Source organism: Curvibacter sp. GW821-FHT09D12, assembly GCF_059416245.1.
In genome coordinates, this window is sequence record NZ_JBWKOU010000002.1 from 522,045 (window position 1) to 543,948 (window position 21,904).

Annotated in this window: 27 protein-coding genes; 9 read left to right on the top strand and 18 right to left on the bottom strand. The window is 68.7% G+C overall.

All coding sequences use genetic code 11. The features are described from left to right. The first annotated feature begins 42 nt into the window (after positions 1-42). The 4 genes from glcF to AC07PT_RS04870 all read left to right on the top strand — a co-directional run bounded on the left by glcF (position 43) and on the right by AC07PT_RS04870 (position 3,394). Positions 43-1,272, top strand: a complete 1,230-nt coding sequence (gene glcF / locus AC07PT_RS04855; RefSeq protein WP_494655941.1) for a glycolate oxidase subunit GlcF — start codon at positions 43-45, stop codon at positions 1,270-1,272. Between the two features lie 47 nt (positions 1,273-1,319). Further along, positions 1,320-2,390: a ProQ/FinO family protein gene (locus AC07PT_RS04860; protein ID WP_494655942.1), complete on the top strand. Its 1,071-nt coding sequence runs from the start codon at positions 1,320-1,322 to the stop codon at positions 2,388-2,390. Positions 2,391-2,493: 103 nt separating this feature from the next. Next, on the top strand, positions 2,494-2,892 hold the full coding sequence (locus AC07PT_RS04865; RefSeq protein WP_494655943.1) for a VOC family protein: 399 nt from the start codon (positions 2,494-2,496) through the stop codon (positions 2,890-2,892). 13 nt (positions 2,893-2,905) lie between these two features. Beyond that, entirely contained in the window at positions 2,906-3,394 is a 489-nt protein-coding gene (locus tag AC07PT_RS04870; protein WP_494655944.1) for an EVE domain-containing protein, read from the top strand. Positions 3,395-3,421: 27 nt separating this feature from the next. Here the strand turns inward: AC07PT_RS04870 and AC07PT_RS04875 are convergent, their stop codons facing one another. Continuing rightward, a complete protein-coding gene (locus tag AC07PT_RS04875) occupies positions 3,422-3,961 on the bottom strand; it encodes a cysteine hydrolase family protein (protein WP_494655945.1) in 540 nt (179 codons plus the stop codon). A gap of 88 nt (positions 3,962-4,049) precedes the next feature. Between AC07PT_RS04875 and AC07PT_RS04880 the strand changes: the two genes are divergently transcribed. From AC07PT_RS04880 to AC07PT_RS04895, 4 genes are all read left to right on the top strand, one after another. Further along, a complete protein-coding gene (locus AC07PT_RS04880) occupies positions 4,050-4,745 on the top strand; it encodes a helix-turn-helix transcriptional regulator (RefSeq protein WP_492350554.1) in 696 nt (231 codons plus the stop codon). Between the two features lie 122 nt (positions 4,746-4,867). Continuing rightward, positions 4,868-5,257 carry a DUF2237 family protein gene (locus AC07PT_RS04885; RefSeq protein WP_492350553.1) on the top strand — a complete coding sequence of 130 codons (390 nt, stop codon included), beginning with the start codon at positions 4,868-4,870 and terminating at the stop codon, positions 5,255-5,257. A gap of 6 nt (positions 5,258-5,263) precedes the next feature. Next, the gene (locus AC07PT_RS04890) at positions 5,264-6,148 is read left to right on the top strand and encodes an AraC family transcriptional regulator (protein ID WP_494655946.1); all 885 of its coding nucleotides are present in this window, start codon (positions 5,264-5,266) and stop codon (positions 6,146-6,148) included. Positions 6,149-6,239: 91 nt separating this feature from the next. Beyond that, positions 6,240-7,190: a DMT family transporter gene (locus AC07PT_RS04895; RefSeq protein WP_492350551.1), complete on the top strand. Its 951-nt coding sequence runs from the start codon at positions 6,240-6,242 to the stop codon at positions 7,188-7,190. 13 nt (positions 7,191-7,203) lie between these two features. Here the strand turns inward: AC07PT_RS04895 and AC07PT_RS04900 are convergent, their stop codons facing one another. The 5 genes from AC07PT_RS04900 to lplT all read right to left on the bottom strand — a co-directional run bounded on the left by AC07PT_RS04900 (position 7,204) and on the right by lplT (position 10,702). Next, complete coding sequence (locus tag AC07PT_RS04900; protein WP_492350550.1) at positions 7,204-7,689, bottom strand: glutathione peroxidase; 486 nt, start codon at positions 7,687-7,689, stop codon at positions 7,204-7,206. Positions 7,690-7,778: 89 nt separating this feature from the next. Further along, positions 7,779-8,711 (bottom strand): DMT family transporter, encoded by a 933-nt coding sequence (locus tag AC07PT_RS04905; RefSeq protein ID WP_492350549.1) that lies wholly within the window; start codon positions 8,709-8,711, stop codon positions 7,779-7,781. Between the two features lie 13 nt (positions 8,712-8,724). Next, positions 8,725-8,997 carry a type II toxin-antitoxin system RelE/ParE family toxin gene (locus tag AC07PT_RS04910; protein WP_492350548.1) on the bottom strand — a complete coding sequence of 91 codons (273 nt, stop codon included), beginning with the start codon at positions 8,995-8,997 and terminating at the stop codon, positions 8,725-8,727. After that, positions 8,994-9,287, bottom strand: coding sequence for a hypothetical protein (locus AC07PT_RS04915; protein ID WP_494655948.1), 294 nt, complete (start codon positions 9,285-9,287; stop codon positions 8,994-8,996). The genes AC07PT_RS04910 and AC07PT_RS04915 overlap by 4 nt, the downstream gene beginning before the upstream one ends. 110 nt (positions 9,288-9,397) lie before the next feature. Then, positions 9,398-10,702, bottom strand: a complete 1,305-nt coding sequence (gene lplT / locus AC07PT_RS04920; RefSeq protein WP_492350546.1) for a lysophospholipid transporter LplT — start codon at positions 10,700-10,702, stop codon at positions 9,398-9,400. Between the two features lie 137 nt (positions 10,703-10,839). Between lplT and alr the strand changes: the two genes are divergently transcribed. Further along, the gene (gene alr, locus AC07PT_RS04925) at positions 10,840-11,964 is read left to right on the top strand and encodes an alanine racemase (protein WP_494655949.1); all 1,125 of its coding nucleotides are present in this window, start codon (positions 10,840-10,842) and stop codon (positions 11,962-11,964) included. On the opposite strand, the gene AC07PT_RS04930 is transcribed toward alr, so the two are convergent. From AC07PT_RS04930 to AC07PT_RS04985, 12 genes are all read right to left on the bottom strand, one after another. Further along, positions 11,952-12,299, bottom strand: coding sequence for a DMT family transporter (locus AC07PT_RS04930; RefSeq protein ID WP_494655950.1), 348 nt, complete (start codon positions 12,297-12,299; stop codon positions 11,952-11,954). The two genes, alr and AC07PT_RS04930, sit on opposite strands and share 13 nt — an antisense overlap. 72 nt (positions 12,300-12,371) lie before the next feature. Next, positions 12,372-12,995 carry a glutathione S-transferase family protein gene (locus AC07PT_RS04935; RefSeq protein WP_492350538.1) on the bottom strand — a complete coding sequence of 208 codons (624 nt, stop codon included), beginning with the start codon at positions 12,993-12,995 and terminating at the stop codon, positions 12,372-12,374. Between the two features lie 55 nt (positions 12,996-13,050). Next, on the bottom strand, positions 13,051-13,590 hold the full coding sequence (locus AC07PT_RS04940) for a putative metalloprotease CJM1_0395 family protein (protein ID WP_494655951.1): 540 nt from the start codon (positions 13,588-13,590) through the stop codon (positions 13,051-13,053). A gap of 96 nt (positions 13,591-13,686) precedes the next feature. Further along, entirely contained in the window at positions 13,687-14,766 is a 1,080-nt protein-coding gene (locus tag AC07PT_RS04945; protein WP_494655952.1) for an alpha/beta hydrolase, read from the bottom strand. Beyond that, positions 14,763-15,743 (bottom strand): 2-dehydropantoate 2-reductase, encoded by a 981-nt coding sequence (locus tag AC07PT_RS04950; RefSeq protein ID WP_494655953.1) that lies wholly within the window; start codon positions 15,741-15,743, stop codon positions 14,763-14,765. Before AC07PT_RS04950 ends, AC07PT_RS04945 begins: the two co-directional genes overlap by 4 nt. Positions 15,744-15,809: 66 nt before the next feature. Beyond that, the gene (locus AC07PT_RS04955; RefSeq protein WP_492350534.1) at positions 15,810-16,607 is read right to left on the bottom strand and encodes a class II aldolase/adducin family protein; all 798 of its coding nucleotides are present in this window, start codon (positions 16,605-16,607) and stop codon (positions 15,810-15,812) included. A gap of 47 nt (positions 16,608-16,654) precedes the next feature. Further along, positions 16,655-17,668, bottom strand: a complete 1,014-nt coding sequence (locus AC07PT_RS04960) for a Bug family tripartite tricarboxylate transporter substrate binding protein (protein WP_494655954.1) — start codon at positions 17,666-17,668, stop codon at positions 16,655-16,657. A 143-nt stretch (positions 17,669-17,811) separates the two neighbouring features. Then, positions 17,812-18,588, bottom strand: a complete 777-nt coding sequence (locus tag AC07PT_RS04965) for an SDR family NAD(P)-dependent oxidoreductase (protein WP_494655955.1) — start codon at positions 18,586-18,588, stop codon at positions 17,812-17,814. An 11-nt stretch (positions 18,589-18,599) separates the two neighbouring features. After that, the gene (gene hpaH / locus AC07PT_RS04970; RefSeq protein WP_494655956.1) at positions 18,600-19,403 is read right to left on the bottom strand and encodes a 2-oxo-hept-4-ene-1,7-dioate hydratase; all 804 of its coding nucleotides are present in this window, start codon (positions 19,401-19,403) and stop codon (positions 18,600-18,602) included. A 31-nt stretch (positions 19,404-19,434) separates the two neighbouring features. Beyond that, entirely contained in the window at positions 19,435-19,869 is a 435-nt protein-coding gene (locus tag AC07PT_RS04975) for a 5-carboxymethyl-2-hydroxymuconate isomerase (RefSeq protein WP_494655957.1), read from the bottom strand. A gap of 30 nt (positions 19,870-19,899) precedes the next feature. Beyond that, the gene (gene hpaD / locus AC07PT_RS04980; RefSeq protein WP_494655958.1) at positions 19,900-20,823 is read right to left on the bottom strand and encodes a 3,4-dihydroxyphenylacetate 2,3-dioxygenase; all 924 of its coding nucleotides are present in this window, start codon (positions 20,821-20,823) and stop codon (positions 19,900-19,902) included. Positions 20,824-20,857: 34 nt separating this feature from the next. Then, positions 20,858-21,826, bottom strand: a complete 969-nt coding sequence (locus AC07PT_RS04985; protein ID WP_494655959.1) for a tripartite tricarboxylate transporter substrate binding protein — start codon at positions 21,824-21,826, stop codon at positions 20,858-20,860. Positions 21,827-21,904 lie beyond the last annotated feature (78 nt).

Sequence of the window (21,904 nt, forward strand, 5' to 3'; positions counted from 1 at the left end):
GCCGCCTGCGGCCCAAGAACACGCTCCTTTACCGCTCCCACCATGCAAACCCATCTCGCCCCCCAATACCAGGACAGCGCGGCCGGCCGCGAGGCCGAGGCCATTCTGCGCAAATGTGTGCACTGCGGCTTCTGCACCGCCACCTGCCCCACTTACCAGCTGCTGGGCGATGAACTCGATGGCCCGCGTGGCCGCATCTACCTGATCAAGCAGGTGCTCGAGGGCGAGGCCCCCACCCGCAAGACCCAGATGCACCTGGACCGCTGCCTGACGTGCCGCAATTGCGAAAGCACCTGCCCCAGCGGCGTGCAATACGGGCATCTGGTGGACATCGGGCGCCAGATCGTGGACGAGCAGGTGCCCCGCCCGGCGTCCGAGAAGGCCGTGCGCTGGCTGCTGAAGGAGGGCCTGCCTTCGCCGCTGTTTGCCCCCGCCCTCAAACTGGGCCAGATGGTGCGCGGCGCTCTGCCACCCACGCTGCGCGCCAAGGTGCCGCTGCCCCAGTCGGCGGGGCGTTGGCCCAGCGCCAGCCATGCCCGCAAGGTGCTCACCCTGGCCGGCTGCGTGCAACCGGCCCTGTCGCCCAACATCAACAGCGCCACCGCCCGGGTGCTGGATGCCGCGGGCATCGAGTGCGTCACCGCACCCCAGGCCGGCTGCTGTGGGGCGGTCAAGTTTCACCTCAACGACCAGAGCGGTGGCCTGGGCCAGATGCGCGCCAACATCGACGCCTGGTGGCCCCTGCTCAGCAGTGGCCAGGTCGAGGCCCTGGTCATCAATGCCTCGGGATGCGGTGCCACCATCAAGGATTACGGCCACCTGCTGCGCGATGACCCGGCCTACGCCGAAAAGGCCGCCCTGGTCAGTTCGATGACGCGTGACCTCACCGAACTGCTGCCCGACTTGGTGCCCTTGCTCAAATCGCGCCTGAAGAGCGCCCCGCAGGGGGTGGTGGCCTTCCACCCGCCCTGCACGCTGCAACACGGCCAGAAACTGCGTGGCGGCGTGGAGACCCATCTGGGCGAGCTGGGCTTCACCGTGCAGGTGGCGCGCAACGAGGCCCACCTGTGCTGCGGCTCGGCCGGCACCTACTCGGTGCTCAACCCCGACATTGCCTACGAGCTGCGCGACCGCAAGGTGGGGCATCTCGAAGCGCTGCAACCAGAGGTCATCGTCAGCGCCAACATCGGTTGCATCACCCACCTGCAAAGCGGTACCGCAACACCGGTCAAGCACTGGGTCGAGGTGCTCGATGAGGCCCTGCAAGCCTGAGTGCTGGCATGATGGCGGGTTTGTCCCTTTGCGAAATCCGTTCTGCCATGACTGAATCCGTGTCCGAAACCGCTGGCGTACCTCCTCTGGCCGATGCCGCGTCGGCGTTGCCGCAGGCCGCCGCATCCGAAGTTCCGACCGGTGCCGTCACCGCGCAGGAACCCGCTGGCGAGGCCGGCGCCCCCCCTGAGCGCGGCGCGCGGCGTGGCCGCCGCGGTGGCCGTGGGCGCTCGCGCCCCGAGGGCGGTGAGGGTGCTGCCGCCCAGCCAGCGGCCGCCCAAGCGGCCCGTGACCGGGGTCGTGACGGTGGACGTGACGGTGGTCGCAACCCAGGCCGTGAAGGTGGCCGCCGCCCGCAACGCCAGCCCGGCGCCGAGCGTGCTGAGCATGGTGCGGCAGCCCCTCAGTCGCTCAAGCCTGCCCGTCCGGCGCGCAGCCACCCCGTGCTCGATCAACTCGCCGGCCTGTACCCGGCCCTGTTTGGCGAGCAGCCCTTGCCGCTCAAGCGAGGCATCTTCCAGGACCTGCAGGACGCCCATCCCGAGGTGTTCGAGCGCGAAGCTTTGAAGGCCGCCCTGGCTTTGCACACCCGCTCCAGCCGCTATCTGACGGCGGTGGCCGCAGGCCAGCAGCGCCATGACCTGCATGGCCAGCCGGTCGAAGCCATGGCCCCCGAGCACGTGCACCATGCCTTGCTGGAGGTATTCCGCCGTCGCCAGCAGCGCCCGGGCGCTGAAGACCTGCGTCCCAAGCTGCGCCGGCGCATCGTGCAGGCCTTCGAGGCCTCGGGCCTGAGCTCAGAGGCCTATGCGGCCCGCGTGATCGGCCGTGACGAAGCCGCCAATGCCGTGCTTGACGAAGCCCTGGCTGAGGCCGCCGAAGCCGCCGCCCGCGACGAAGCCCGCCTGCGCGCCTTCGAAGCCAGCGGCCAGACCGTGCAGGCCTTTGCCGACATGTACGGGTTCGACCCGCGCGACGCGGCCCGCACCCTGGAGCGTGCCCAGCGCCGTCGGCAGATGGCGGCAGCCATGGCGGCCGAGGCCACCCCGCCCGAGGTGGCTGAAGACGCTGCGGACGAGTCCGAAGCCCCTGCAGTGCCCGCGACCCCCGCAGCCTGAGCCTGCATCCGGCGCCTTGCGCGCCGCAGGCTGCTGACACCCCGTTGTCAGCAGCCCCCCCGCAACATGGCGTCCTTCACAACCCTGCTTGAAGGAAAAGACCATGAACACCTCTTCTGCCACCTCCACCCGCCACGCGATCACCTGGTTCGAGATCCCCTGCGCCGACCTGGACCGTGCCCAGGTCTTTTATGAGGCCGTGCTGGCCCGCCCCATGCACCGCGAAGATTTTGGCGGCGGCCCCATGGCCGTGTTCTGCCACGACAAGCCGGCCCCGGGCGGTTGCCTGGTGGCCGGCCCCGGGCGCCGCGTGGCCCCCGATGCGGGCGTGCGCCCTTACCTGGACTGCACCCCCTCGCTGGCGGCGGCCGTGGCCCGCGTTGGCGCGGCGGGTGGTCAGGTGTTGGACACCTGCATCGAACTGCCCCACGGCATCGGCTTCATTGCCCATGTGCACGATACCGAGGGCAACCTGGTGGGCCTGCACAGCACTCAGCGCTGAGCCGGGGCACGCCATGCACGCCATGCCCCTGTTCCCGGATGCCCCCTTGTTGCCCGACCGTGCGCCGCGCCACTGGATGGCCGTGGCCTGCGCCGAGCACGCCCGCCGCGGCCGCGACCACGCCCCGCAGGGCTTCATGCAGGTCTGCCACGGCAAGCGAGGCCCGCTGGCGCGTCTGCAGCCCGGCGACTGGGTGGCCTATTACTCGCCCAGCACCCGCATGGGCGGTAGCGACCGGCTGCAAAGCCTGGTCTCGATCGGCCGGGTGGCGCCGGGCCAGCCCTATGCCTTCGACATGGGCGGTGGCTTCGTGCCGTTCCGGCGCGACGTGCATTACCTGCCAGTGGCCCGAGAGGTACCGATCCACCCCCTGCTGGACCGGTTCGACTTTGTCGAAGACCGCCAGCGCTGGGGCGCCCGCTTCCGCTTCGGTCTGTTCGAGCTCAGTGCCCACGACATGGGGCTGATCGCCCACGCCATGGGCGTGGCTGGCCCGGCCTGAGGCGGGTCGCCGGGCGTGAGATGGGGCTCATGCCCCGAAACTCAGCTCGGCACAGGGCACGATCTGTACCCGAGGCCCGAAACTGCTGATGTTGCTCAAGGTGATGTTGTGGTGCGCCACCACCTGCTCTGCGCTCAGGGCCGCATTGCCGGCCGAGCCATGGCCATCGGCCGGCAGCGTCACCGGGTAGCCCAGGGCCAGCGCACGCCGGGCCGTGGTGTCCACGCAGAACTCGGTGTGCATGCCACACAGCACCAGGGCCTGGATGCCCAGCGCCTCCAGGCGCAGCTTCAGCCCGGTGTTCAGGAACGAGTCCGGGGTGGTCTTGCGCACCCGCAGGTCCAGGGTGCTGGCTTGCAGCCCGTCGGCCAACTGCCAGCCCCGCGAGCCGTGCGCCAAGGGGCTGCCCGGGCTTTCATGCTGCACAAACACCACCGGCACGCCGGCCTGCCGGGCCCGCGTCGTCAAGCCATTGAGGCGTTCGATCAGCGCGGGGGCCTGCCAGACGGCGCCTTCGCCCTCACACAGGGCTTGTTGCACATCAATCACGATCAGGGCGGTTTTCATGGCGTCGGGCTTCCGGGCAAAGAATGAACTGGCATCATCGTCGATCCGGGGCCGGCCCACCTGACCCCACCCAACCGTTCCAATGCCCATGCGCCGCGCCGACCGTTTGTTTCACATCGTCCAGCTGATTCGCGGTCGTCGCCTCAGCACGGCCGCCTTTCTGGCCGAGCGGCTGGAGGTGTCCGAGCGCACCATCTACCGCGATGTGGCCGACCTGCAGCACCAGGGCGTGCCCATCGAGGGCGAGGCTGGCGTGGGCTACCGCATGGGGGCTGGCTTCGAGCTGCCGCCCCTGATGTTCACCCAGGCCGAGGCCGGCGCTCTGCTGGCGGCCGTGCGCCTGGCCCAGGCCTGGTTCGACCCGGCCCTGGCGCGCGAGGCCGAACAGGCCCTGGGCAAGATCCTGTCGGTGCTGCCCGCAGGGGCGCGGGCGGCGGCCGAGTCGCAGGCCGTTTATGCCCCCACCCTGGGGCAGGACCCGCAGGTTCAGCAGCACCTGCAGCGCCTGCGCGAGGCGGCCCAGTCGCGCCACAAGGTGCGGCTGTGCTATCACGCGCTGTCGGGCGAGCACAGCGAACGCACGCTGCGGCCGCTGGGCTGTTTTTTCTGGGGACAGGTCTGGACGCTGGCCGCCTGGTGCGAAAGCCGGCAGGCCTTCCGCAGCTTTCGGCTGGACCGCATGACCCAGCTGGAGTGCCTGGAGGATCGTTTTCGCGATGAGGCCGGCAAGACCCTGGCCGACCTGTTGCGCGAGGTGGGCCAGGGGCGCCGCGAGCGCGCCTGATGCACGTGGACCAGGCGGGGTTTTTGTTCACATTTCACAAAGTGCAAACCAGCTTGTCGCACACTGGGGGCTGAGACCTTGAACACGCCCCCAACAATCCGGCGCCTTGGCGCAGTTTCCCCATGACCACCTTGTCTCCTGCGAAAAACGTGCTGGGCACCGAGCTGATGGCCTGCTCTTACGACCCCCTGACCGGCTACTTCCGAGACGGCTGTTGCCAGACCGACGCCGACGACGCCGGCAGCCACCTGGTCTGTGCCCGTGTGACGGCCGACTTCCTGGCCTTTTCGCTCAGTGTGGGCAATGACCTCAGCACCCCGAGACCTGAATACCGCTTTGCCGGGTTGCAACCGGGCGACCGCTGGTGCCTGTGTGCGCTGCGCTGGCGCGAGGCGCTGGAGGCTGGCGTGGCCCCACCTGTGGTGCTGGAGGCCACCCATGAAAGCGCGCTGCAGTTCGTGACCCTCGAATCGCTGCAGCGGCATGCCTGGCGCCAGCCCAGCCGGTCCTGAGCCTTGTTGAACGCACCTGTGCCCGACGCCGAGCCCCCGTTGCGCCCCAGCGGCGTGCCACAGGCCTTTGACTCGCCGCGCGATCGCGCCCTGTACCGGCGGGTGCCGCACCGGGCCGGGGTGGAGCTGTACCGGGCCGAAATCGTCGACCACGCCTTTGCGCCTCATGCCCACGACGCTTTTGGCATCGGGGCGGTCGAGTGGGGTGTGGAGCGCTTTCGCTACCGCGGCAGTGAGCACGTGGCCGGCCCAGGCTCCCTGGTGCTGATGGATGACGACGAGCTGCACACCGGGCGCGCCGATACCGCCCAGGGCTGGCGCTATCGCATGGTCTACCTGGAGCCGGCCGTGCTGGCCGAGCTCAGCGGCCAGCCGGTGCAGCGTTTTGCCCAAGCCGCGGTGGATGACCCGGTGCTGGGGCAGCGGGTGACCCAGGCCCTGGATGTCCTGTGGGCCTGTGTCGGGCAGCCGCTGGCGTTTGACAGTCAGCTGGCCGTGCTGGTCGATGAGCTGGTGCGTCGCCATGGCCGCGCTGCCGGCATGCCGCCTCGCCAGGCCGGGTTGTCGGCGCTCACGCTGGCCCGCGTGCAGGACTACCTGGAAGCCCACCTGCACCAGACCTTGCGCCTGGACGAGCTCGCCGGGGTGGCGGGGCTGTCACCCTTTCATTTTCTGCGCCGCTTCCAGCAGAGCACCCGCCATACCCCGCAGGTCTACCTGCAGGCGCGCCGTGGGGCCCGGGCCAAGGCCTTGCTGGCCCAGGGCGTGGCGCCGGCCGAGGTGGCCGCCAGCGTCGGGCTGGTGGATCAGCCCCACCTGAACCGGCTGATGCGTCGCCTTTACGGCATCACCCCGGGCGCCTACCAACGCCAGCTGGATTTGCGTTCCTGAGAGGCCGCAGCGCAATCCGGTACAAGACCGGCGCCCGTGCCTGGGGCACACTGCGCCGCTTCGACCTTTTGCTGAGACAGCCGATTTCCCCATGGCAACTGCCGATCTGATCCGAGGCGTGGCCTATGCCCTGGCCGCCGGCCTCATGTGGGGCCTGGTCTTTGTGGCCCCCGCCCTGTTGCCCGATTACCCGCCGGCGGCGCTGGCCTTTGGGCGCTACATCGCCTTCGGCGTGGTGGCCTTGCTGCTGGCCTGGCCTGACCGCAGTCGCCTGGCGGCCCTGCGCCGCGCCGACTGGGTGGAGGCATTCAAGCTCGCGTGGGTGGGAAACATCCTGTACTACCTGTTTCTTTCGGCGGGCATCCAGGCGGCCGGCGTGCCCCTGGCCAGCGTGCTGATCGGTACCCTGCCGGTGGTGATCGCGGTGTGTGCCAACTGGCATGACCGCTCCTTGCCTTGGGCCCGGCTGATGCCCTCGTTGGGCCTGATCGTGGGGGGCATCGCCTGCGTCAACCAGTCGGAGATGGCGCGCCTGGGCGGTAGCGAAGGCCATGCCTACGGGCTGGGCGCTGGCCTCACTGTGGTGGCCGTGGCCGCCTGGACCTGGTACCCCATCCGCAATGCCCGCTGGCTCAAGGCGCACCCGGGCCTGTCGGCCACCACCTGGACCACCGCACAAGGCCTGGCCACGCTGCCACTGGCGGCATTGGGCTGGCTGGCCTGGGGCCTGTGGCAGGGCCGACTGCCCGGGCAGACCTGGTGGATGGGCCTGGGGCCCCAGCCGGGCCTCTTTGTGGGGCTGATGCTGGCCATGGGCCTGTTCGCCTCCTGGGCTGGCACCCTGGCCTGGAGCCGGGCCAGCAAGCTGCTGCCCACCTCATTGACGGGCCAACTGATCGTGTTCGAAACCCTGTCCGCCCTGGCCTACGGCTTCCTGCACCGCGGCCAGTGGCCTGGCTGGCTCACCGGGACCGGCATCGGCTTGTTGATGGGCGGGGTGATGATGGGCGTGCGGGCCTTCCAGCGCCCTGTGGGGCACTGAACCTGGCCCCAGATCAGCTGGCCAGCGCCTGCTCAATGTCGCCGGCCAGCCTGGCCGGGGCATCCTGCGGCGCATAGCGACGGATCACCCGGCCATCCCGGCCCACCAGGAACTTGGTGAAATTCCACTTGATCATCTTGCTGCCCAGCAGACCCGGGGCTTCGGCGCTGAGCCAGCGGTACAGGGCGTGGGCGTGGGGGCCGTTCACCTCGATCTTGCTCATCATCGGAAAGCTCACGCCGTAGTTGACCTGGCAGAAGCTGGCGATCTGCTCATCGCTGCCCGGGTCCTGGTGGCCGAACTGGTTGCATGGAAAGCCCAGCACCACCAGACCGCGCCCGCCATAGCGCTGATTCAGCGCCTCCAGCCCCGCAAACTGCGGCGTGAAACCACAGGCGCTGGCGGTGTTCACGATCAGCAGCACCTGCCCCTCGAATTGCTTCAGGGGCACGGTCTGGCCGTCGATCTGCTGGGCTTCGAAATCGTAGACGCTGGGCATGCAAGGATCCAATCGATGGTGGTGGGGTGGGCCATGCTAGCGGGGGCCCAACAGCCGCACCGTCAGAAGTGCGACATTCCGTATCGCCATCAATGCGCGGCGCCTTCGCCGGGGGTGCTGGGTGCCAGCGCCTGCCAGGCGGCAGCGGCCACGATCAGTGCACCCCCCAGCCACACCCGCAGCGGCAGCTCGGCCGCCCCCAGCAGCACCGAGGAGGCGCTGGCAAACAGCACCTCCGACAGCATCACCAGCGAGGTGGTGCTGGCGGCCAGGCGCGAGGCGCCGTATTGCAAAGCCACATTGCCCAGCAGGTAGGCCAGGCTCAGCCCGGCGGCCAGCAGCAGCCAGCCGGGTGCGGCCGCAGGCAGGGGGCTGATGTGGCCCTGGACCACCCCCAGCGCCGCCGTGGCGCACGACAACACCGAGCCACCGCCGAACATGGCCAGCACCCGGGACTCGGCCGGGGCGTTGCTGAAACGCTTGAGCAACACATTGGTCAAGGCGAAGCTGGCACCGCCGCCCAGGGCCAGCCAATCGGCCATGGACTCGGGCACCGGCCAATCCACGCCCGGCGCTTTCAGCACCACCGCCACCCCGGCCAGGGCCAGGGCCATGCGCAGCAGCGAGACCAGGCGCGGCCGCTCACCCAGCAGCCACCACGCCAGCAGGGTGGACCACACGGGCATCAGGTAGAACAGCAGCACCACGCGCACCACATCGCCCACCGTCACGGCCCAGTTGAAGCACACATTGGTCATGCCCGCGCCCAGCGACAACAGCCACAGCCCGCGGTGCCGCAGCAGGCCACCCAGCGCCCCGGGGCGCAGCAGCAGGGTGACGCTCAGCGACAGCAGGTAGATCAGCGCGGTGGCCCACAGCGGGTGCAGGCCGGCCTGCTCCAGTTGGCGCAGTGGCCACCATGACACGCCCCAGACGAAGGCGTTGAACATCAGGGCCAGCACACAGGGCAAGGCTTGCAGTGAGGCGTGATTCGGGGGGCTGTGCAGGGCAGGTCGGTTCATGAGGTGGGCTGGGTCATGGCCAGGTGCGGGCCGTTTGCACCAGGGCCAGAATCCACACCGTGTCACTCTGTACCTCGTAGACGAGGCGGTAGTTTTCGTGGGGAATCAGTTCACGCGTACCCGGGATCAGGCCGGCCTGGCCCAGCAAGGGGTGCCCGGCCAGGCGAGCCGCCCATTCGGCGAAGAGGTGGTCCATCTGGATGGCGGCCAGCGGGTTGCCCTGGCGGGTGTAGTCGAAGATGTCGCTGCGGTCCTGCTCGGCGGCCGAGGCCCAGAAGACCCTCATGTGACAGCCCGCCCCGCCTGGGCCAGCAAGGCCGGGTGCCGGGCTGCAAACCGGGCGTCTACCTCGCCCGCCGCGTGGTACCGGCCCGCGCGCACCTGCTCACGCGCAGTGGCAACCTTGTCGTGCAGAAACGTGGCGTAGTCGTGTGCCTGATGCTGGCGCTGCACAAAACCGCGGACCAGGTCTTGCAGGATCTGCTCGGCCGGCTGACCGTGCGCCTGGGCTGCCGCCAGGAAGGCGTCACGCAGTGCGGGCTCCAGCTTCAGGGTGAAGGCGGCGTTCTTGGGCATGGGGGGGCTCCCGCTGTTGAGGCGCTGAGGCGGGTTATACACCGGCCAGGTGACCACTCAGGTGACCACTCAGGTGAGCACCCAGGTGAGCGCCCTCCTGGATCGAAACCTCAATGCCCTTGGTCGTTGCGCGCCAGCGTGATCAGCGCCTTGAGCTCGTCGGCGTGCTGCACGCAGTTGTGCTGGTGCCAGCGCTTGATCAGCCACATGGCCACCGCCACCACCAGGCCGAAGGCCGTGATCGCGCCGAAAGCCGACAGGCCGAACTTGGTGGACAGGCTGTAGAAAGCGCCCAGGGCCAGGATGCAGGCCTGTTCGTTGAAGTTCTGCACCGCAATCGAGCGGCCTGCGCCCATCAGGTTGTGCCCACGGTGTTGCAGCAGCGCGTTCATTGGCACCACCAGGAAGCCACCCAGGCCCCCCAGCAGGATCAGGAAGGGCGCGGCCAGCCAGACGTTGTCGATGTAATTCATCAGCACCACCAGCACGCCCATGGCAATCCCCAGGGGCATGACGCGGGTGGCGTGCTCCAGGCGCATGCGCATCGAGGCCACCACGGCACCCACGGCCGTGCCGATGGCCACCACCCCGACCAGGGACGAGGCCTGGGTGGTGCTGTAGCCCAGTGCGGCCGCACTCCAGGCCAGCACGATGTAGCGCAGGTTGCCACTGACGCCCCAGAACAAGGTGGTGGTGGAGAGCGAGATCTGGCCCAACCGGTCGTGCCACAGGCGCGAGTTGCAGGTCCAGAAATCGGGCACCAGGTTCAGGGCATTGCGCAGCACGCTCTGCTCGGGGTTCTGGCGCAAGGAGCGCATGGTGACGCCGGTGTGCGGGATGCGGGTGTTGAACCAGGCGGCCAGTGCGTAGACAAAGATCAGCACGAAGATGGCGGCCTCGGGCGGGGTATCGACCCCGGTATCGAACACCGGGAAGTCAAACGACAGCAACAGGCCCGACACCGAATGCCCCACCAGTTGCCCCCCCACCAGCACGCCCAGGATGATGGAGGCGATGGTCAGCCCCTCGATCCAGCCATTGGCCTTGACCAGTTGCGAGGCCGGCAGCAGTTCGGTGAGGATCCCGTACTTGGCCGGCGAGTAGGCCGCCGCGCCCAGGCCGATCACGGCGTAGGCCATCAGGGGGTGGGTGCCGAACAGCATCAGCAGACAGCCCAGCACCTTGATCGCATTGCTGATGAACATCACCTTGCCCTTGGGCTGGGCGTCGGCAAAGGCCCCCACAAAGGGCGCCAGGATCACGTAGAACAGGGCGAACATGGGCACCAGGGCCGCGCGCTGCCACTCGGGGGCGCCTTCGCTTTTGAGCAGTTCAACCGCGGCCACGAATATGGCGTTGTCGGCCAGCGAGCTGAAAAACTGCGCCGACATGATGGTGTAGAAACCGCGCTTCATGGAGTGGCTGATTCGTGCATCAGCAAAACTGATACTTTTGTAATGTTGAACGAGGCCTCAAAAAGGCAAACGGTTATATCACGCGCCCCCCGGGCTGAAATGCCAAAATCCCCTTACTTCGACTTCAGCTTCCCGTCATGCCGCGTCCCATCCAGGCCACCGTTCATACTGCTGCGCTGCAGCAAAATCTGGCGCAGGTGCGTCGTTCCGTGCCCGACGCACGGGTCTGGGCGGTGGTCAAGGCCAATGCCTACGGCCATGGCATCGAGCGGGCCTTCGAAGGTCTGCGGGGTGCCGACGGCTTTGCCCTGCTGGACCTCGCCGAAGCCGAGCGCGTGCGCCGGCTGGGCTGGCGTGGCCCCATTCTGTTGCTGGAAGGGGTGTTTGAATCGCGCGACCTGGAGCTGTGCTCGCGCCTGGATCTGTGGCATGCGGTGCACTGCGACGAGCAGATCGACATGCTGGCCGCTCACAAGACCCAGGTGCCGCACCGGGTGTTCCTGAAGATGAACTCCGGCATGAACCGCCTGGGCTTTACCCCCGAGCGCTACCGTTCGGCCTGGACCCGGCTCAATGCCTTGCCCCAGGTGGACGAGATTTCGCTGATGACCCACTTCAGTGACGCCGATGGCCCGCGCGGCATCGCCCACCAGGAAGAGGCCTTCCTGGCGGCCACCGCCGACCTGCCCGGTGAACGCAGCCTGGCCAACAGTGCGGCCACGTTGCGCCACAGTGTGCAGCCCCGCGTCAAAAGTGACTGGGCGCGCCCCGGCATCGTGCTGTATGGCAGCGCGCCTGATTTTCCGGAGCACAGCGCCGCCCACTGGGGCTTGCAGCCCACCATGAGCCTGAACACCCGCCTGCTGGCCGTGCAGACGCTGGCGCCGGGCGCCACCGTGGGCTATGGCTCGCGCTTCCAGGCCGAGGTGCCCATGCGCGTGGGCATCGCCGCCTGCGGTTACGCCGACGGCTACCCACGCCATGCCGACACCGGCACCCCCATTCTGGTGAATGGCGTGCGCACCCGCCTGGTGGGCCGTGTCAGCATGGACATGCTGATGCTCGACCTCACGCCGCTGGAACAGGCCGGCGTGCCCTTCGGCTTCGGCAGCGAGGTCACGCTGTGGGGCCGTTCGTCCAAGGGCGCCGTGCTGCCCATCGACGAGGTGGCCCACGCCGCCGGCACCGTGGGTTACGAACTGATGTGCGCAGTAGCGCCCCGGGTCAGTTTTGCGGTGGACGACCGGATTCAGTCTGCGTAAAGCTGCAGCACGACCACACCGGCCATGATCAGGCCCAGGCCGAGCAGGCTGGGGCCGTTCAACTGCTGGCCATGTACGGCCCAGGCGATCACGGTGATGAGTGCGATGCCCACGCCTGACCACACTGCATAGGCCACACCCACCGGCATCACCTTGAGCGTGAGCGAGAGCAGGTAGAAGGCCAGGCCGTAGCCCAGCACCACGGCCAGCGAAGGCCCCAGGCGGGTGAAGCCCTCGGACGACTTCATGAAGCTGGTGCCGATCACCTCGGCCACGATGGCCGTGCCCAGCAGCAGCCAGCGGTTGACCGAGGCCGGCTCAGGGACCTCAAGCATGGCCAGCCACCTCGCAGCGCCCGGGTTGCATCGTGTGGGCCGCCTGCAGAGGACCCCGCTGCTTGGGGCCCATCAAGCGCCCGAGGCCAGGGCCTGTTGCACGCCCGGGCGCTGCAGCAGGCGTTCGCGGTGGGCCACCACCTGGGGGAACTGCGCCACGTCAACACCGTCGCTGGCCAGCCAGGTGGAGATGGTGTACAGGTAGGCATCGGCCACCGAGTAGGTGTCGCCCAGCACCCAGGGGCCTTGCAGGTAGTGCTTTTCGATCAGCTGGAAGTTCTCGGTCATGTTGGCCGCCACCTTGCGCTGCATGGCCGCAATGGCTTCGGGCTCGTCGGCCCAACGCGAGGCGCGCGGCCGGTGGGCGTGGTTGATGTGCACGGTCGAGCACAGGTAGCTGTTCACCTCCTGCATGCGGGCCAGCAGGAAGGGGTTGTCCAGCGGGGCCAGGCCGGCCTCGGGAAAGCGCTGGGCCACGTACAGCAGCAAAGCGGGGGTTTCGGTCAGCACGCCCTGTTCGGTGACCAGGGCGGGCACGCGCCCCTTGGGGTTGACGGCCAGGTACTCGGGCGTGCGTTGCTGGGCTTCGGCAAAGTTGACGCGAACCAGCTCGTGACCGGCCTGGGCTTCGGTCAGGGCGATGTGGACGGCCAGGGCGCAGGTGCCTGGGGCGAAATAAAGCTGCAGACGGGACATGAAAACTCCGGTGAAGGATGCAGGGGTTGGGCACGTCGGCCGGCCGATGGGCGGTTCAGGCGAACAGGCTGAGGCGGGTGTCGGTGTCCGAACCGGAGTTTACCGAGCGGTAGGCGGCCGTGCCTTGCCGGGCCTGTGGGCTGGTGCGTTCTGTGGCCTGCTGGTGGCGCTGAGCATTGAGCTCGCTCTGGCCGTCGGCCACCAATTCGGCGCCCACGGCGGCCACGCGGCGGTCCTGCGGGCTGGGGTCGGCCGGGGCCAGGGCGGCTGACTGGATGCGCTGGCCTTTGTCGATGTTGGCCTCGGGCTTCTGCTCGCGCGAGGTGTCGATGCCCACCTCGCCCGCCACCGCGTAGCGCACGCCGTCGGGGCCGGTGGTGTAGGTGTACTGGGCGCCGCTGGTGACCACCCCCTGCCCGGCCGAGATGTGGGCTTGTTCATGGTTGCGCACGCGCAGGTCGGTGGCCTTCAGGGCGGCCACTTGGCGCTGCTGCTCGGGGCTCAGCTCGGTGCGCGCCGCTGCCTTGCCGCGGCTGGTGGCGGCCGGCAGTGGGGGGACGGCAGCAGCAGAGGTGGACGATCCGATCGAGGCCATGGCTGGGGCGTGCGCCAGCCGAGGCGCACGTCCTCAGGAAGTGAAGCACAGAAGCGTCCCGGTTTCAAGCCGGGAGTTGGCCAGGCTTGATCGGACTCAGGGCGCCTTGCAGCGTGCCCAGGCCTCGGGCGCATCAAACAGCGCGGCCTGGCCGCAGGCCGAGCCCAGCATGGCGTCGCCGTCGTGTCCCACGCCGGGCACGTCAAACTGGCGCTGGGCCAGCCCGGGGTGGCGCTGGCGCAGGTCGTCCACATAGGCATGGCCGCGGGCGTAGCGGTAGGGGCCCTGGGCCTCGGCGGCACAGCTCTTGTCCAGGGCCGGGTGCTGTGGGTTGGTGTCGGCGCTGCCCAGCAGGTAGATCACGTCGCGTTGCAGGTAGCGGGCCTCGTAGGCGCCGGGGCTGAGCTGGCTGGCGTAGCCTGGCGCCTCAGCCCAGCCGTATTTCCATTGGTTCACCCCGGGGCAGGCCGCGGCCACGGCCGGCACCGGTCGTTCGGGGTGAAAGTACAGGTAGGACGAGGGGTTGGCCACCACATAGCGCACGGCCACGCCAGGCAGGCGGCCTTCGCCCTGGCCCACCACCGCGTAGCGCTGCACCACCTGGGCGCCGCCTGAATGCCCGGCCACCACCACCTGGCTGAGTTTGGGAAAGCGCTTCCGGTCGGCCAGCAGGGCCAGCAGGGCGTCGATGGCTTCGAAGGAACTGAGGGCGGCGGGCGCGGTGGCGGTTTCGCCCCCCATCCAGCCTTCCAGGCTCCAGCGCAAGGTGTCGCTCGGCAGGGCATGGGCTGCCACGTCGCGATCGGCCAGAAACTGCGGCACCAGCAGCAGGCTGTGGGCCGCGGCGGGGCCGGCAGCCTGGGCGGCCTTGCGTGCCGAGGCCCAGTAAACGTTGGCATCGCGCAGCCGGCCATGGAACACCAGCACCGCGCGTTCGACATCGGCCAGCGCGGCCATGTCCTGCAGATCACGCGACGCGTACAGGCGCAGCGCGCCCTGGCCGGCTTGGCCGCTCACGCTCAAGGTGTCGGGCGCCACCACCTTGACCGGGGCTTTGTTGCCGGCGTTCTCGTCCACCGCCTGGGCGGGCAGGGCGCTCAGCAGGCCCGCGGCCAGCAGGCCGTACAGGCCGTACAGGCCGTACAGGACGGGCGTGAAAACGGGGCGGCGGCTCATCGCGGGTACAGCCCCAGGGTTTGCGCCTGCAGCCGGGCCAGGCCCAGCAGGGCGTCGGTGAAGGGGGTGGCCACGCCGGCCAACTGGCCCAGTTCGCGCACCGCGCCCACCAGGGCGTCGAGCTCAACGCTGCGCCGCGCCTCCACATCCTGCAGCATCGAGGTCTTGAAGGCGCCGAGCTTGAGCGTGACCTGGTGCCGGTCTTCAGGCTGCTGGTCGATCGGGATGCCGATGTGCTCGCCGATGGCCTTGGCCTCGCGCATCACGGCAGAGATGAAGTCACGCACCTGCGGGTCACCCAGGATCAAGTCGGTGGTGGCGCCGGTCAGCGCACTCACCGGGTTGACCGTCATGTTGCCCCAGAGCTTGTACCAGACGTCACGCTGGATCTGGGCCGAGGCGCTGGCCTGGAAGCCGGCCTTCAGCAGCAGGGCCAGCAGGGCTTCCAGCCGCGGGCTGCTGCCGCCGGCAGGCTCGCCGATGATCAGGCCGTTGCCGAAATGGTGCTTCACCTGGCCTGGGCCATTCAGCGAGCAACTGGCGTGCACCACGCAGCCGATCACCTGAGTGCCCGGGATCGCGGCCGTGATCTCGCCCGTGGGGTCGACCGACTGCAGCCGCGTGCCGGCCAGCCCACCGCCAAAGCCCTGCAGAAACCACCAGGGCACCCCGTTCATGGCCGTCAGCACCACCGTGTCGGGGCCAATCAGGGGGGCGATCTGGCGCGCCACCTCGACCAGGGCCGGAGCCTTCACCGCGATCACCACCAGATCCTGCACGCCCAGTTCGGCCGGGTTGGCACTGGCTTGCACCGGCCAGTGCCGTTGCTGGCCGCCTTGTTCAAGGCGCAGGCCATGCGTTTGCAGGGCCTGCAAGGTGGCACCACGGGCCACCACGCTGAGGGTGGCCCCTGCGTCGGCCAGGCCGGCACCGATCCAGCCGCCGATGGCACCGGCACCGTAAATGCATGCTTTCATGAGATGTCCAGGGCCCCCGAGGGGGCAAAAGATGAGCGAGGCTGTGATTGTGGCGCGCGGCCGGCTTCAGTGCTGGTAGCTGCGGTCCAGGCGTTCCACCTGGCGCACCAGGGCGTCGAACACGTCCTGGCCGGCGCCGTGGCTGGGGCTGAACTGCAGGGCATCGCGGCTGCTCTTGATGGCGGCCTCTTCGGTCACCGGGATGGCCGGCCCCATGGACAGGGTGGCCAGCTGGATCTCGCAGGCGCGCTGCAGCGTCCACAGGATGGCAAAGGTCTGGGGCAGGGTCTGGCCATAGGCCAGCAGCCCGTGGTTGCGCAAAATCACCGCGGGCTTGCCGCGGATGTTGTTGACCAGGCGCGGGCCTTCTTCGGCATGCACGGTGATGCCCTCGAAGTCGTGGTAGCCGACCATGTGGTGCAGCTGCGCAGTGTAGAAGTTGGTCTGCTGCAGCCCGCCTTGCAGGCAGGCCACGGCCACGCCGGCGGTGGTGTGGGTGTGCATCACGCAGTGGGCCTCGGCCAGCCCTTCGTGGATGGCGCCGTGCACCACGAAGCCCGCCGGGTTGACGGGGTAGGTTGAGCCGTCGAGCACCCGGCCCTGCAGGTCGATCTTGACCAGGTTGCTGGCCGTGACCTCGCTGTAGTGCAGGCCGAAAGGGTTGATCAGGAACTGCTTCTCGCCCCCGCTCACGCTGTCGGGCAGGCGCAGCGTGATGTGGTTGTAGATCATCTCCGTCCAGCCCAGCAGCGCGAATACCCGGTAGCAGGCCGCCAACTGTTGGCGTTGGGCCCACTCATCCGGGTGCATGCCCGCGGGTGGGGCTGGCGGCGGCAGTCGTTGGGGCTGGAGGGGCAGGGTCATGGTCAGTTTCCTCAAGGGGCCCCCAGTCGGGGGCGCGGTGGGACGCTCTAGGCGTCGGCACTGAAGCCGATGGTTTTCACCAGCGGACCCCAGCGTTCGAAGTCGGTTTTCAACAGGGCGGCCAGCTCGGCGGGGGTGGAGGACTTGGCCTCCAGTCCCATGGCGCCCAGGCCGTCCACCACCTCGGGCGTGGCCAGGGCGGCGCGCAGTGCGGTGTTCAGGCGCTGCACCAGTTCACGCGGGGCCTTGGCTGGCAGGTAGAAGCCGAACCACTCGCCAAACACCATGTCCTTCAGGCCTTGTTCGGCCATGGTCTGGGTGTTGGGCGTGAACTTGCTGCGCTGTGCGCCGGTGGAGGCCAGCAGGCGGCACTTGCCCGCTGCCACGTGCTGCGAGAACTCGCCCAGCGGGCCCGACACCGCGGGCAACTGGCCGCCGATCATGTCGAGAATGGCGGGCTGGGTGCCGCGGAAGGCGATGTGCTTGAGGTCGATGCCTGCGTGGTGGCCCAGCAGCGAACCCACGAAGTGCGGCACCGAGCCGGCGGCCGGTGAACCGAAGTTGGCCTCTTTGGGGTTGGCCTTGCACCAGGCCAGGAACTCGGGCACGGTCTTCACGCTGGCCGGCACCGAGGGGCCCACGGCAAAGCCAAAGTCAAACACGCAGGCCAGCGACACCGGGCTCAGGTCGGCCACCGGGTCGTAGGCCAGCTTCTTGTAGATGTGCGGGTAGATGCCCAGCATCGACATCGGGGTCTGCAGCAGGGTCTGGCCGTCGGGGTTTTGCGACTTGACGAACTGGATCGCGATCTGCCCGCCCGCGCCCGTCTTGTTCTCGACATAGGCCGTCTTGGTGTAGCCCGTGCCGGGCAGCTTGTCGGCCACCCGCCGGCACAGGGTGTCCGAGGTGCCACCCGCCGCAAAGCCGGTGATGATCTTCATTGATTCGAAGGCGTTGGTCTGGGCCAGCGCAGACTGGCCCAGGGCGGCCAGCAAGGCGCCGGCGCCGGTGCTTTGCAGCCATTGGCGGCGGTTCGGGTGCAGGGTGTCGAAGTGGCTCATGTCAGTCTCCGGAATGTCTGGCTCAGCACGGACGCCCCATTGGCGTCAATGTCTGAGAGCGGATTTTTCCAGCCGTTGAGCGGTATCGCCACCCGTGTTTACCTGCAGTGTTTGGTTCTGCTTCATAACCTTTTTGATTTGAATCACCCGGCATTCAGGTGCAAACCGTTGTCCATCAGCAGCACCTCGCCCGTCATGCCCGGCGCCCGCGCGGCCACGAACCAGGCCAGGGCTGCCACCTCCTCGGGCTGCGACACGCGTTGCAGCACCGAGGCCTGGCGCTGGCGCTGCAGCACATCGGCGTGCTCGGCCTCGCCCAGCACCCGGCTGGGCAGGCCGCCAGCCACAAAGCCCGGGGCGATCGCATTGACGCGGATCGCCGGGGCCAATGCCCGGGCCAGGCCCAGCGTGAGGGTGTTGAGTGCCCCTTTGGTCGCAGCATAGGCCAGTGAAGAGCCCCGCCCCAGCACGCCGCCCACCGACGAGATGTTGACCACGGCCCCCTGGCCCGAAGCAGCCAGCGCATTGCGGCAGGCGCGAGTCATCTGCCAGGGGCCGATCAGGTTCACCTCGTTGAGCCGCTGAAAATCAGGGCCATCCAGCGACTCAAGATCGGCATGGGGCACGAAGCGGGTGACACCGGCGGAATTGACCAGTGCTTGCAGGCCGCCGAAATGCAACTGCATCTGCGCCGCCACGGCCCGGCACTGTGCGTCGTCGCGCACATCCAGCGCCAGGGCCAGCACCCGTGCGCCCAGGGCCTCGCACTCGCGGGCCACGGCCCGCGCCTCGGCGGCCGTGGGCTCGAAGTAGGCCAGGCCCACATCCCAGCCCTGGCGCGAGAACTCGCGTGCACAGGCCGCGCCGATGCCGGTGGCGGCGCCGGTGATCAGGCAGACGGGGCGGGGGGCGGTGTCCATGGCGACCTGCATCAGACGAATCTGAAAGCGATGGAACCCAGGGGGCCGTAATCGGCATGGAAGGTGTCGCCCGGCAGGGCCGGCGTGGGCCGGGTGAACGAGCCGCCCAGCACCACCTCGCCGGCCTGCAGGCTTTCGCCCCAGGGGGCCAGCTTGTTGGCCAGCCAGGCGACACCCTGGGCCGGGTGGTTCAGCACCGCGGCGGCCACGCCCGATTCCTCAATCACGCCGTTCTTGAACAGCAGGGCGCTCACCCAGCGCAGGTCCACCGCGTCGGGGCGCACCGGGCGCCCCCCCAGCACGATGCCGGCATTGGCCGCGTTGTCGGCAATGGTGTCAAACACCTTGCGCGGTGCCTTGGTGTGGCGGTCGAACTGCTCGATGCGGGCGTCGATGATCTCGATGGCGGGCACCACCCAGTCGGTGGCGGCGAGCACGTCGTACAGGGTGACGCCGGGGCCGCGCAGCGGCTTGCCGAGGATGAAGGCCAGTTCCACCTCCACCCGGGGGGCAATGAAGCGCTCGAAGGGGATGTCGCTGCCCTCGGCAAAGAACATGTCGTCCAGCAGGGTGCCGTAGTCGGGTTCGGTGATCTGGCTCGAGAGCTGCATGGCGCGCGAGGTCAGGCCGATCTTGTGGCCACACACGGTGCGGCCTGCGGCGATCTTCTGGCGCACCCATTCGCGCGAGATGGCATAGCCGTCTTCGATGCGCATGTCGGGGTAGCGCTTGGAGAAATGCTCGACCTGCTGGCGGCTTTTCTCGGCCTGGTCCAGCTCGGTGGCCAGGGTGGCGATCTGCTCGGGGGTGAACATGCGGGGTCTCGCTTTCAGGGGGAGGGTGGGGTCAGACTGCCTTGTTGAACAAGTGGTGCAGGTTGCTGTACTTGCCATCAAACGAGGGCGCACCCTCGTCCACCTGCAGGGTGATGCCGATGTGGCGCTGCGCCAGCAGAGGGCCAAAGTGCTGTTTGACCACGCCCAGCAGGGTCTCGCCCACGGCCTGGACCACGGCGGGTGCGCGGCCCGCGCCCATGCGCAGGTTCAGGTAGACAAAGGCGTAGTCGCCGCTGCCACCGGCGGCCCGGCCGGCCGCCCCGCCATCGGACACCGCATGGTGCGCGGCCGGGAAGGCCAGCACCCGGGTGCCACCCGGCGGGAACACGGCTTTGCCGGCCTCGTCGCGGTGGGCCAGCATGGTGTCGGCCAGGCTGCGGCACAGGGCGCTGAGGTCGGTCTCGGGCTCGATGTTGGGGGTGTAGAGGATGACGAGGTGGGGCATGTCAATGCAATGAAAAATGTCAGAAAGGGGTCACAGGCGCGGAAAGGCCTGGTAGCCGCTGGCGGCCGAGGCCTGGGCCGCGGGAATGGCATGGCCGTCCTGCGGCGTGATGGGGAACACGGCATTGATCTGGCCCGTGCCCGAGGCACCGAAGTAGGGGGTGATGACCTCGGCCTGGCCCTCATAGGCCGACCAGCCCAGCGCGCCCAGCAGCATGGCGGTGTCGTGCATGAAGCCTTCGCCATGGCCCTTGGTGGCGTACTCGGGCAGCATCTCGCAGAAGGCGGGCCAGTCGCCGCGCTGCCACAGCGCGATCACCTCGTGGTCCATCATCTCCAGGAAGGGGCTCCAGACCTTGAAGGCGAACTGGGGCGCCAGGCCGTTCTGGGCAAAGCGGTGGCTCAGCGAGCCGCTGGCCAGAAAGGCCACCGTGCCGTCGTAGTGCGCCTCCACCGCACGGCGCAGGGCCCAGCCCAGGCGGGCGCTGTCGTTCAGGTAGTGGCCCGTGCACAGCGCCGACACCGACACCACCTTGAAGTGTTGGTCGGGGTTCATGTAGCGCAGCGGCACCAGGGTGCCGTACTCGGGGTTCAGCGTGGTGGCGTCGTGGGCCAGGGTTTCCACGCCCAGCTCATTGCAGGTGCGCGCCATCAGCCGGCCCAGCTCGGGGTTGCCCGGGCATTCAAACGGCAGGTTGCTGATGAAATGCGGCAGCTCGTTGCTGGTATAGACGCCCTTGAAATGCGGGCCACAGTTGATGTGGTAGTTGGCGTTGACCAGCCAGTGGGTGTCGAACACCACCAGGGTGTCCACGCCCAGTTCACGGCAACGTCGGCCGATCTCATGGTGGCCGTCGATGGCGTCTTGCCGCGTGCCGTGGCGCGGGCCCGGCAGCTCGCTCAGGTACAGCGAGGGCACGTGGGTGATCTTGGCGGCCAGTGCGAGTTTGCCCATGGCGGTCTCCTGAGTGTGCGGTCGGTGGGTGGGGTCAGCTCTCGGCGCTGATGTGGGCGCTGCGGATCACCTGCGCATAGCGGGCCACTTCGCTGCGGATGAATTGGCCAAACTGCTCGGGCGTGCCCGCCAGCGAGCGGATGCTGCCCTTGGCAAAGGCCTCGCGCACGGCCGCCGTCTCCAGGGCCTGGCGCAGCGCGGCATTGAGCCGGGCCACCACCGCATCGGGCGTGGTCGTGGGCACCAGCAGGCCGTTCCACGAGTTGGATTCGACTGCCACGCCTTGCTCGGCCAGGGTGGGGATGTCGGGCGCATAGGTTGAGCGCTGTGCCGTGGCCATGCCCACGGCCACCAGTTTGCCGGTCTGCACATGGGCCCTGAACTCGGGCCAGTTGCCGAACATCAGCGTCACCTGGCCGCCCAACAAATCGTTCAGGGCCGGGGCCTGACCCTTGTAGGGGATGTGGGTCAGCTCGATGCCCATCTGTTCACGCAGCATCTCGCCGGCCAGATGGGCCGAGGTACCGCTGCCGAACGAGGCGTAGCTGAGCCGTGCGCCCGGCTTGCGCGCGGCGGCACGCAGGTCGGCGATGGAGCGGATGCCGCTGTCCGGGTGGCAGGCCAGCACATGCTCCGACAGGCCCATCAAGCCCACCGGGCGCAGGTCGCGCAGGCCGTCGTAGGGCAGGTTCTTCACCAGGGTCTGGTTGACGCAGAAGCTGTTGGCCACGCAGGTCAGGGTCAGCCCGTCGGGCGCCGCCTTGGCCCCGGCGTCCACGCCGATCACCGTGCCCGCCCCGGGCTTGTTGTCCACCACCACCGGCTGGCCCAGCGTGACGGCCATCTGCGTGGCCACCAGGCGCGCCACCAGATCGGTGGTGCCCCCGGGCGGAAACGGCACGATCAGCTTCAGCGGGCGTGCGGGCCAGGCCGGTGACTGGGCCTGAGCCAGGCCGGGCAGCAACGTGGCGCCCAGGGCTTGCAGAACAAGACGACGGTCCATTTCAAACTCCCCAGTGGGGGATGTGGTGGCTACCCAGCGAAACGGCGACGTTTTTGGGCTCGCAGAACACCTCGTAGC

Bases quoted from the DNA above. Each gene is read 5' to 3' on its own strand.
- glcF (WP_494655941.1), top strand. From the start codon at position 43: ATGCAAACCCATCTCGCCCCCCAATACCAGGACAGCGCGGCCGGCCGC.
- AC07PT_RS04860 (WP_494655942.1), top strand. From the start codon at position 1,320: ATGACTGAATCCGTGTCCGAAACCGCTGGCGTACCTCCTCTGGCCGAT.
- AC07PT_RS04865 (WP_494655943.1), top strand. From the start codon at position 2,494: ATGAACACCTCTTCTGCCACCTCCACCCGCCACGCGATCACCTGGTTC.
- AC07PT_RS04870 (WP_494655944.1), top strand. From the start codon at position 2,906: ATGCACGCCATGCCCCTGTTCCCGGATGCCCCCTTGTTGCCCGACCGT.
- AC07PT_RS04875 (WP_494655945.1), bottom strand. From the start codon at position 3,961: ATGAAAACCGCCCTGATCGTGATTGATGTGCAACAAGCCCTGTGTGAG.
- AC07PT_RS04880 (WP_492350554.1), top strand. From the start codon at position 4,050: ATGCGCCGCGCCGACCGTTTGTTTCACATCGTCCAGCTGATTCGCGGT.
- AC07PT_RS04885 (WP_492350553.1), top strand. From the start codon at position 4,868: ATGACCACCTTGTCTCCTGCGAAAAACGTGCTGGGCACCGAGCTGATG.
- AC07PT_RS04895 (WP_492350551.1), top strand. From the start codon at position 6,240: ATGGCAACTGCCGATCTGATCCGAGGCGTGGCCTATGCCCTGGCCGCC.
- AC07PT_RS04900 (WP_492350550.1), bottom strand. From the start codon at position 7,689: ATGCCCAGCGTCTACGATTTCGAAGCCCAGCAGATCGACGGCCAGACC.
- AC07PT_RS04905 (WP_492350549.1), bottom strand. From the start codon at position 8,711: ATGAACCGACCTGCCCTGCACAGCCCCCCGAATCACGCCTCACTGCAA.
- AC07PT_RS04910 (WP_492350548.1), bottom strand. From the start codon at position 8,997: ATGAGGGTCTTCTGGGCCTCGGCCGCCGAGCAGGACCGCAGCGACATC.
- AC07PT_RS04915 (WP_494655948.1), bottom strand. From the start codon at position 9,287: ATGCCCAAGAACGCCGCCTTCACCCTGAAGCTGGAGCCCGCACTGCGT.
- lplT (WP_492350546.1), bottom strand. From the start codon at position 10,702: ATGAAGCGCGGTTTCTACACCATCATGTCGGCGCAGTTTTTCAGCTCG.
- alr (WP_494655949.1), top strand. From the start codon at position 10,840: ATGCCGCGTCCCATCCAGGCCACCGTTCATACTGCTGCGCTGCAGCAA.
- AC07PT_RS04930 (WP_494655950.1), bottom strand. From the start codon at position 12,299: ATGCTTGAGGTCCCTGAGCCGGCCTCGGTCAACCGCTGGCTGCTGCTG.
- AC07PT_RS04935 (WP_492350538.1), bottom strand. From the start codon at position 12,995: ATGTCCCGTCTGCAGCTTTATTTCGCCCCAGGCACCTGCGCCCTGGCC.
- AC07PT_RS04940 (WP_494655951.1), bottom strand. From the start codon at position 13,590: ATGGCCTCGATCGGATCGTCCACCTCTGCTGCTGCCGTCCCCCCACTG.
- AC07PT_RS04945 (WP_494655952.1), bottom strand. From the start codon at position 14,766: ATGAGCCGCCGCCCCGTTTTCACGCCCGTCCTGTACGGCCTGTACGGC.
- AC07PT_RS04950 (WP_494655953.1), bottom strand. From the start codon at position 15,743: ATGAAAGCATGCATTTACGGTGCCGGTGCCATCGGCGGCTGGATCGGT.
- AC07PT_RS04955 (WP_492350534.1), bottom strand. From the start codon at position 16,607: ATGACCCTGCCCCTCCAGCCCCAACGACTGCCGCCGCCAGCCCCACCC.
- AC07PT_RS04960 (WP_494655954.1), bottom strand. From the start codon at position 17,668: ATGAGCCACTTCGACACCCTGCACCCGAACCGCCGCCAATGGCTGCAA.
- AC07PT_RS04965 (WP_494655955.1), bottom strand. From the start codon at position 18,588: ATGGACACCGCCCCCCGCCCCGTCTGCCTGATCACCGGCGCCGCCACC.
- hpaH (WP_494655956.1), bottom strand. From the start codon at position 19,403: ATGTTCACCCCCGAGCAGATCGCCACCCTGGCCACCGAGCTGGACCAG.
- AC07PT_RS04975 (WP_494655957.1), bottom strand. From the start codon at position 19,869: ATGCCCCACCTCGTCATCCTCTACACCCCCAACATCGAGCCCGAGACC.
- hpaD (WP_494655958.1), bottom strand. From the start codon at position 20,823: ATGGGCAAACTCGCACTGGCCGCCAAGATCACCCACGTGCCCTCGCTG.
- AC07PT_RS04985 (WP_494655959.1), bottom strand. From the start codon at position 21,826: ATGGACCGTCGTCTTGTTCTGCAAGCCCTGGGCGCCACGTTGCTGCCC.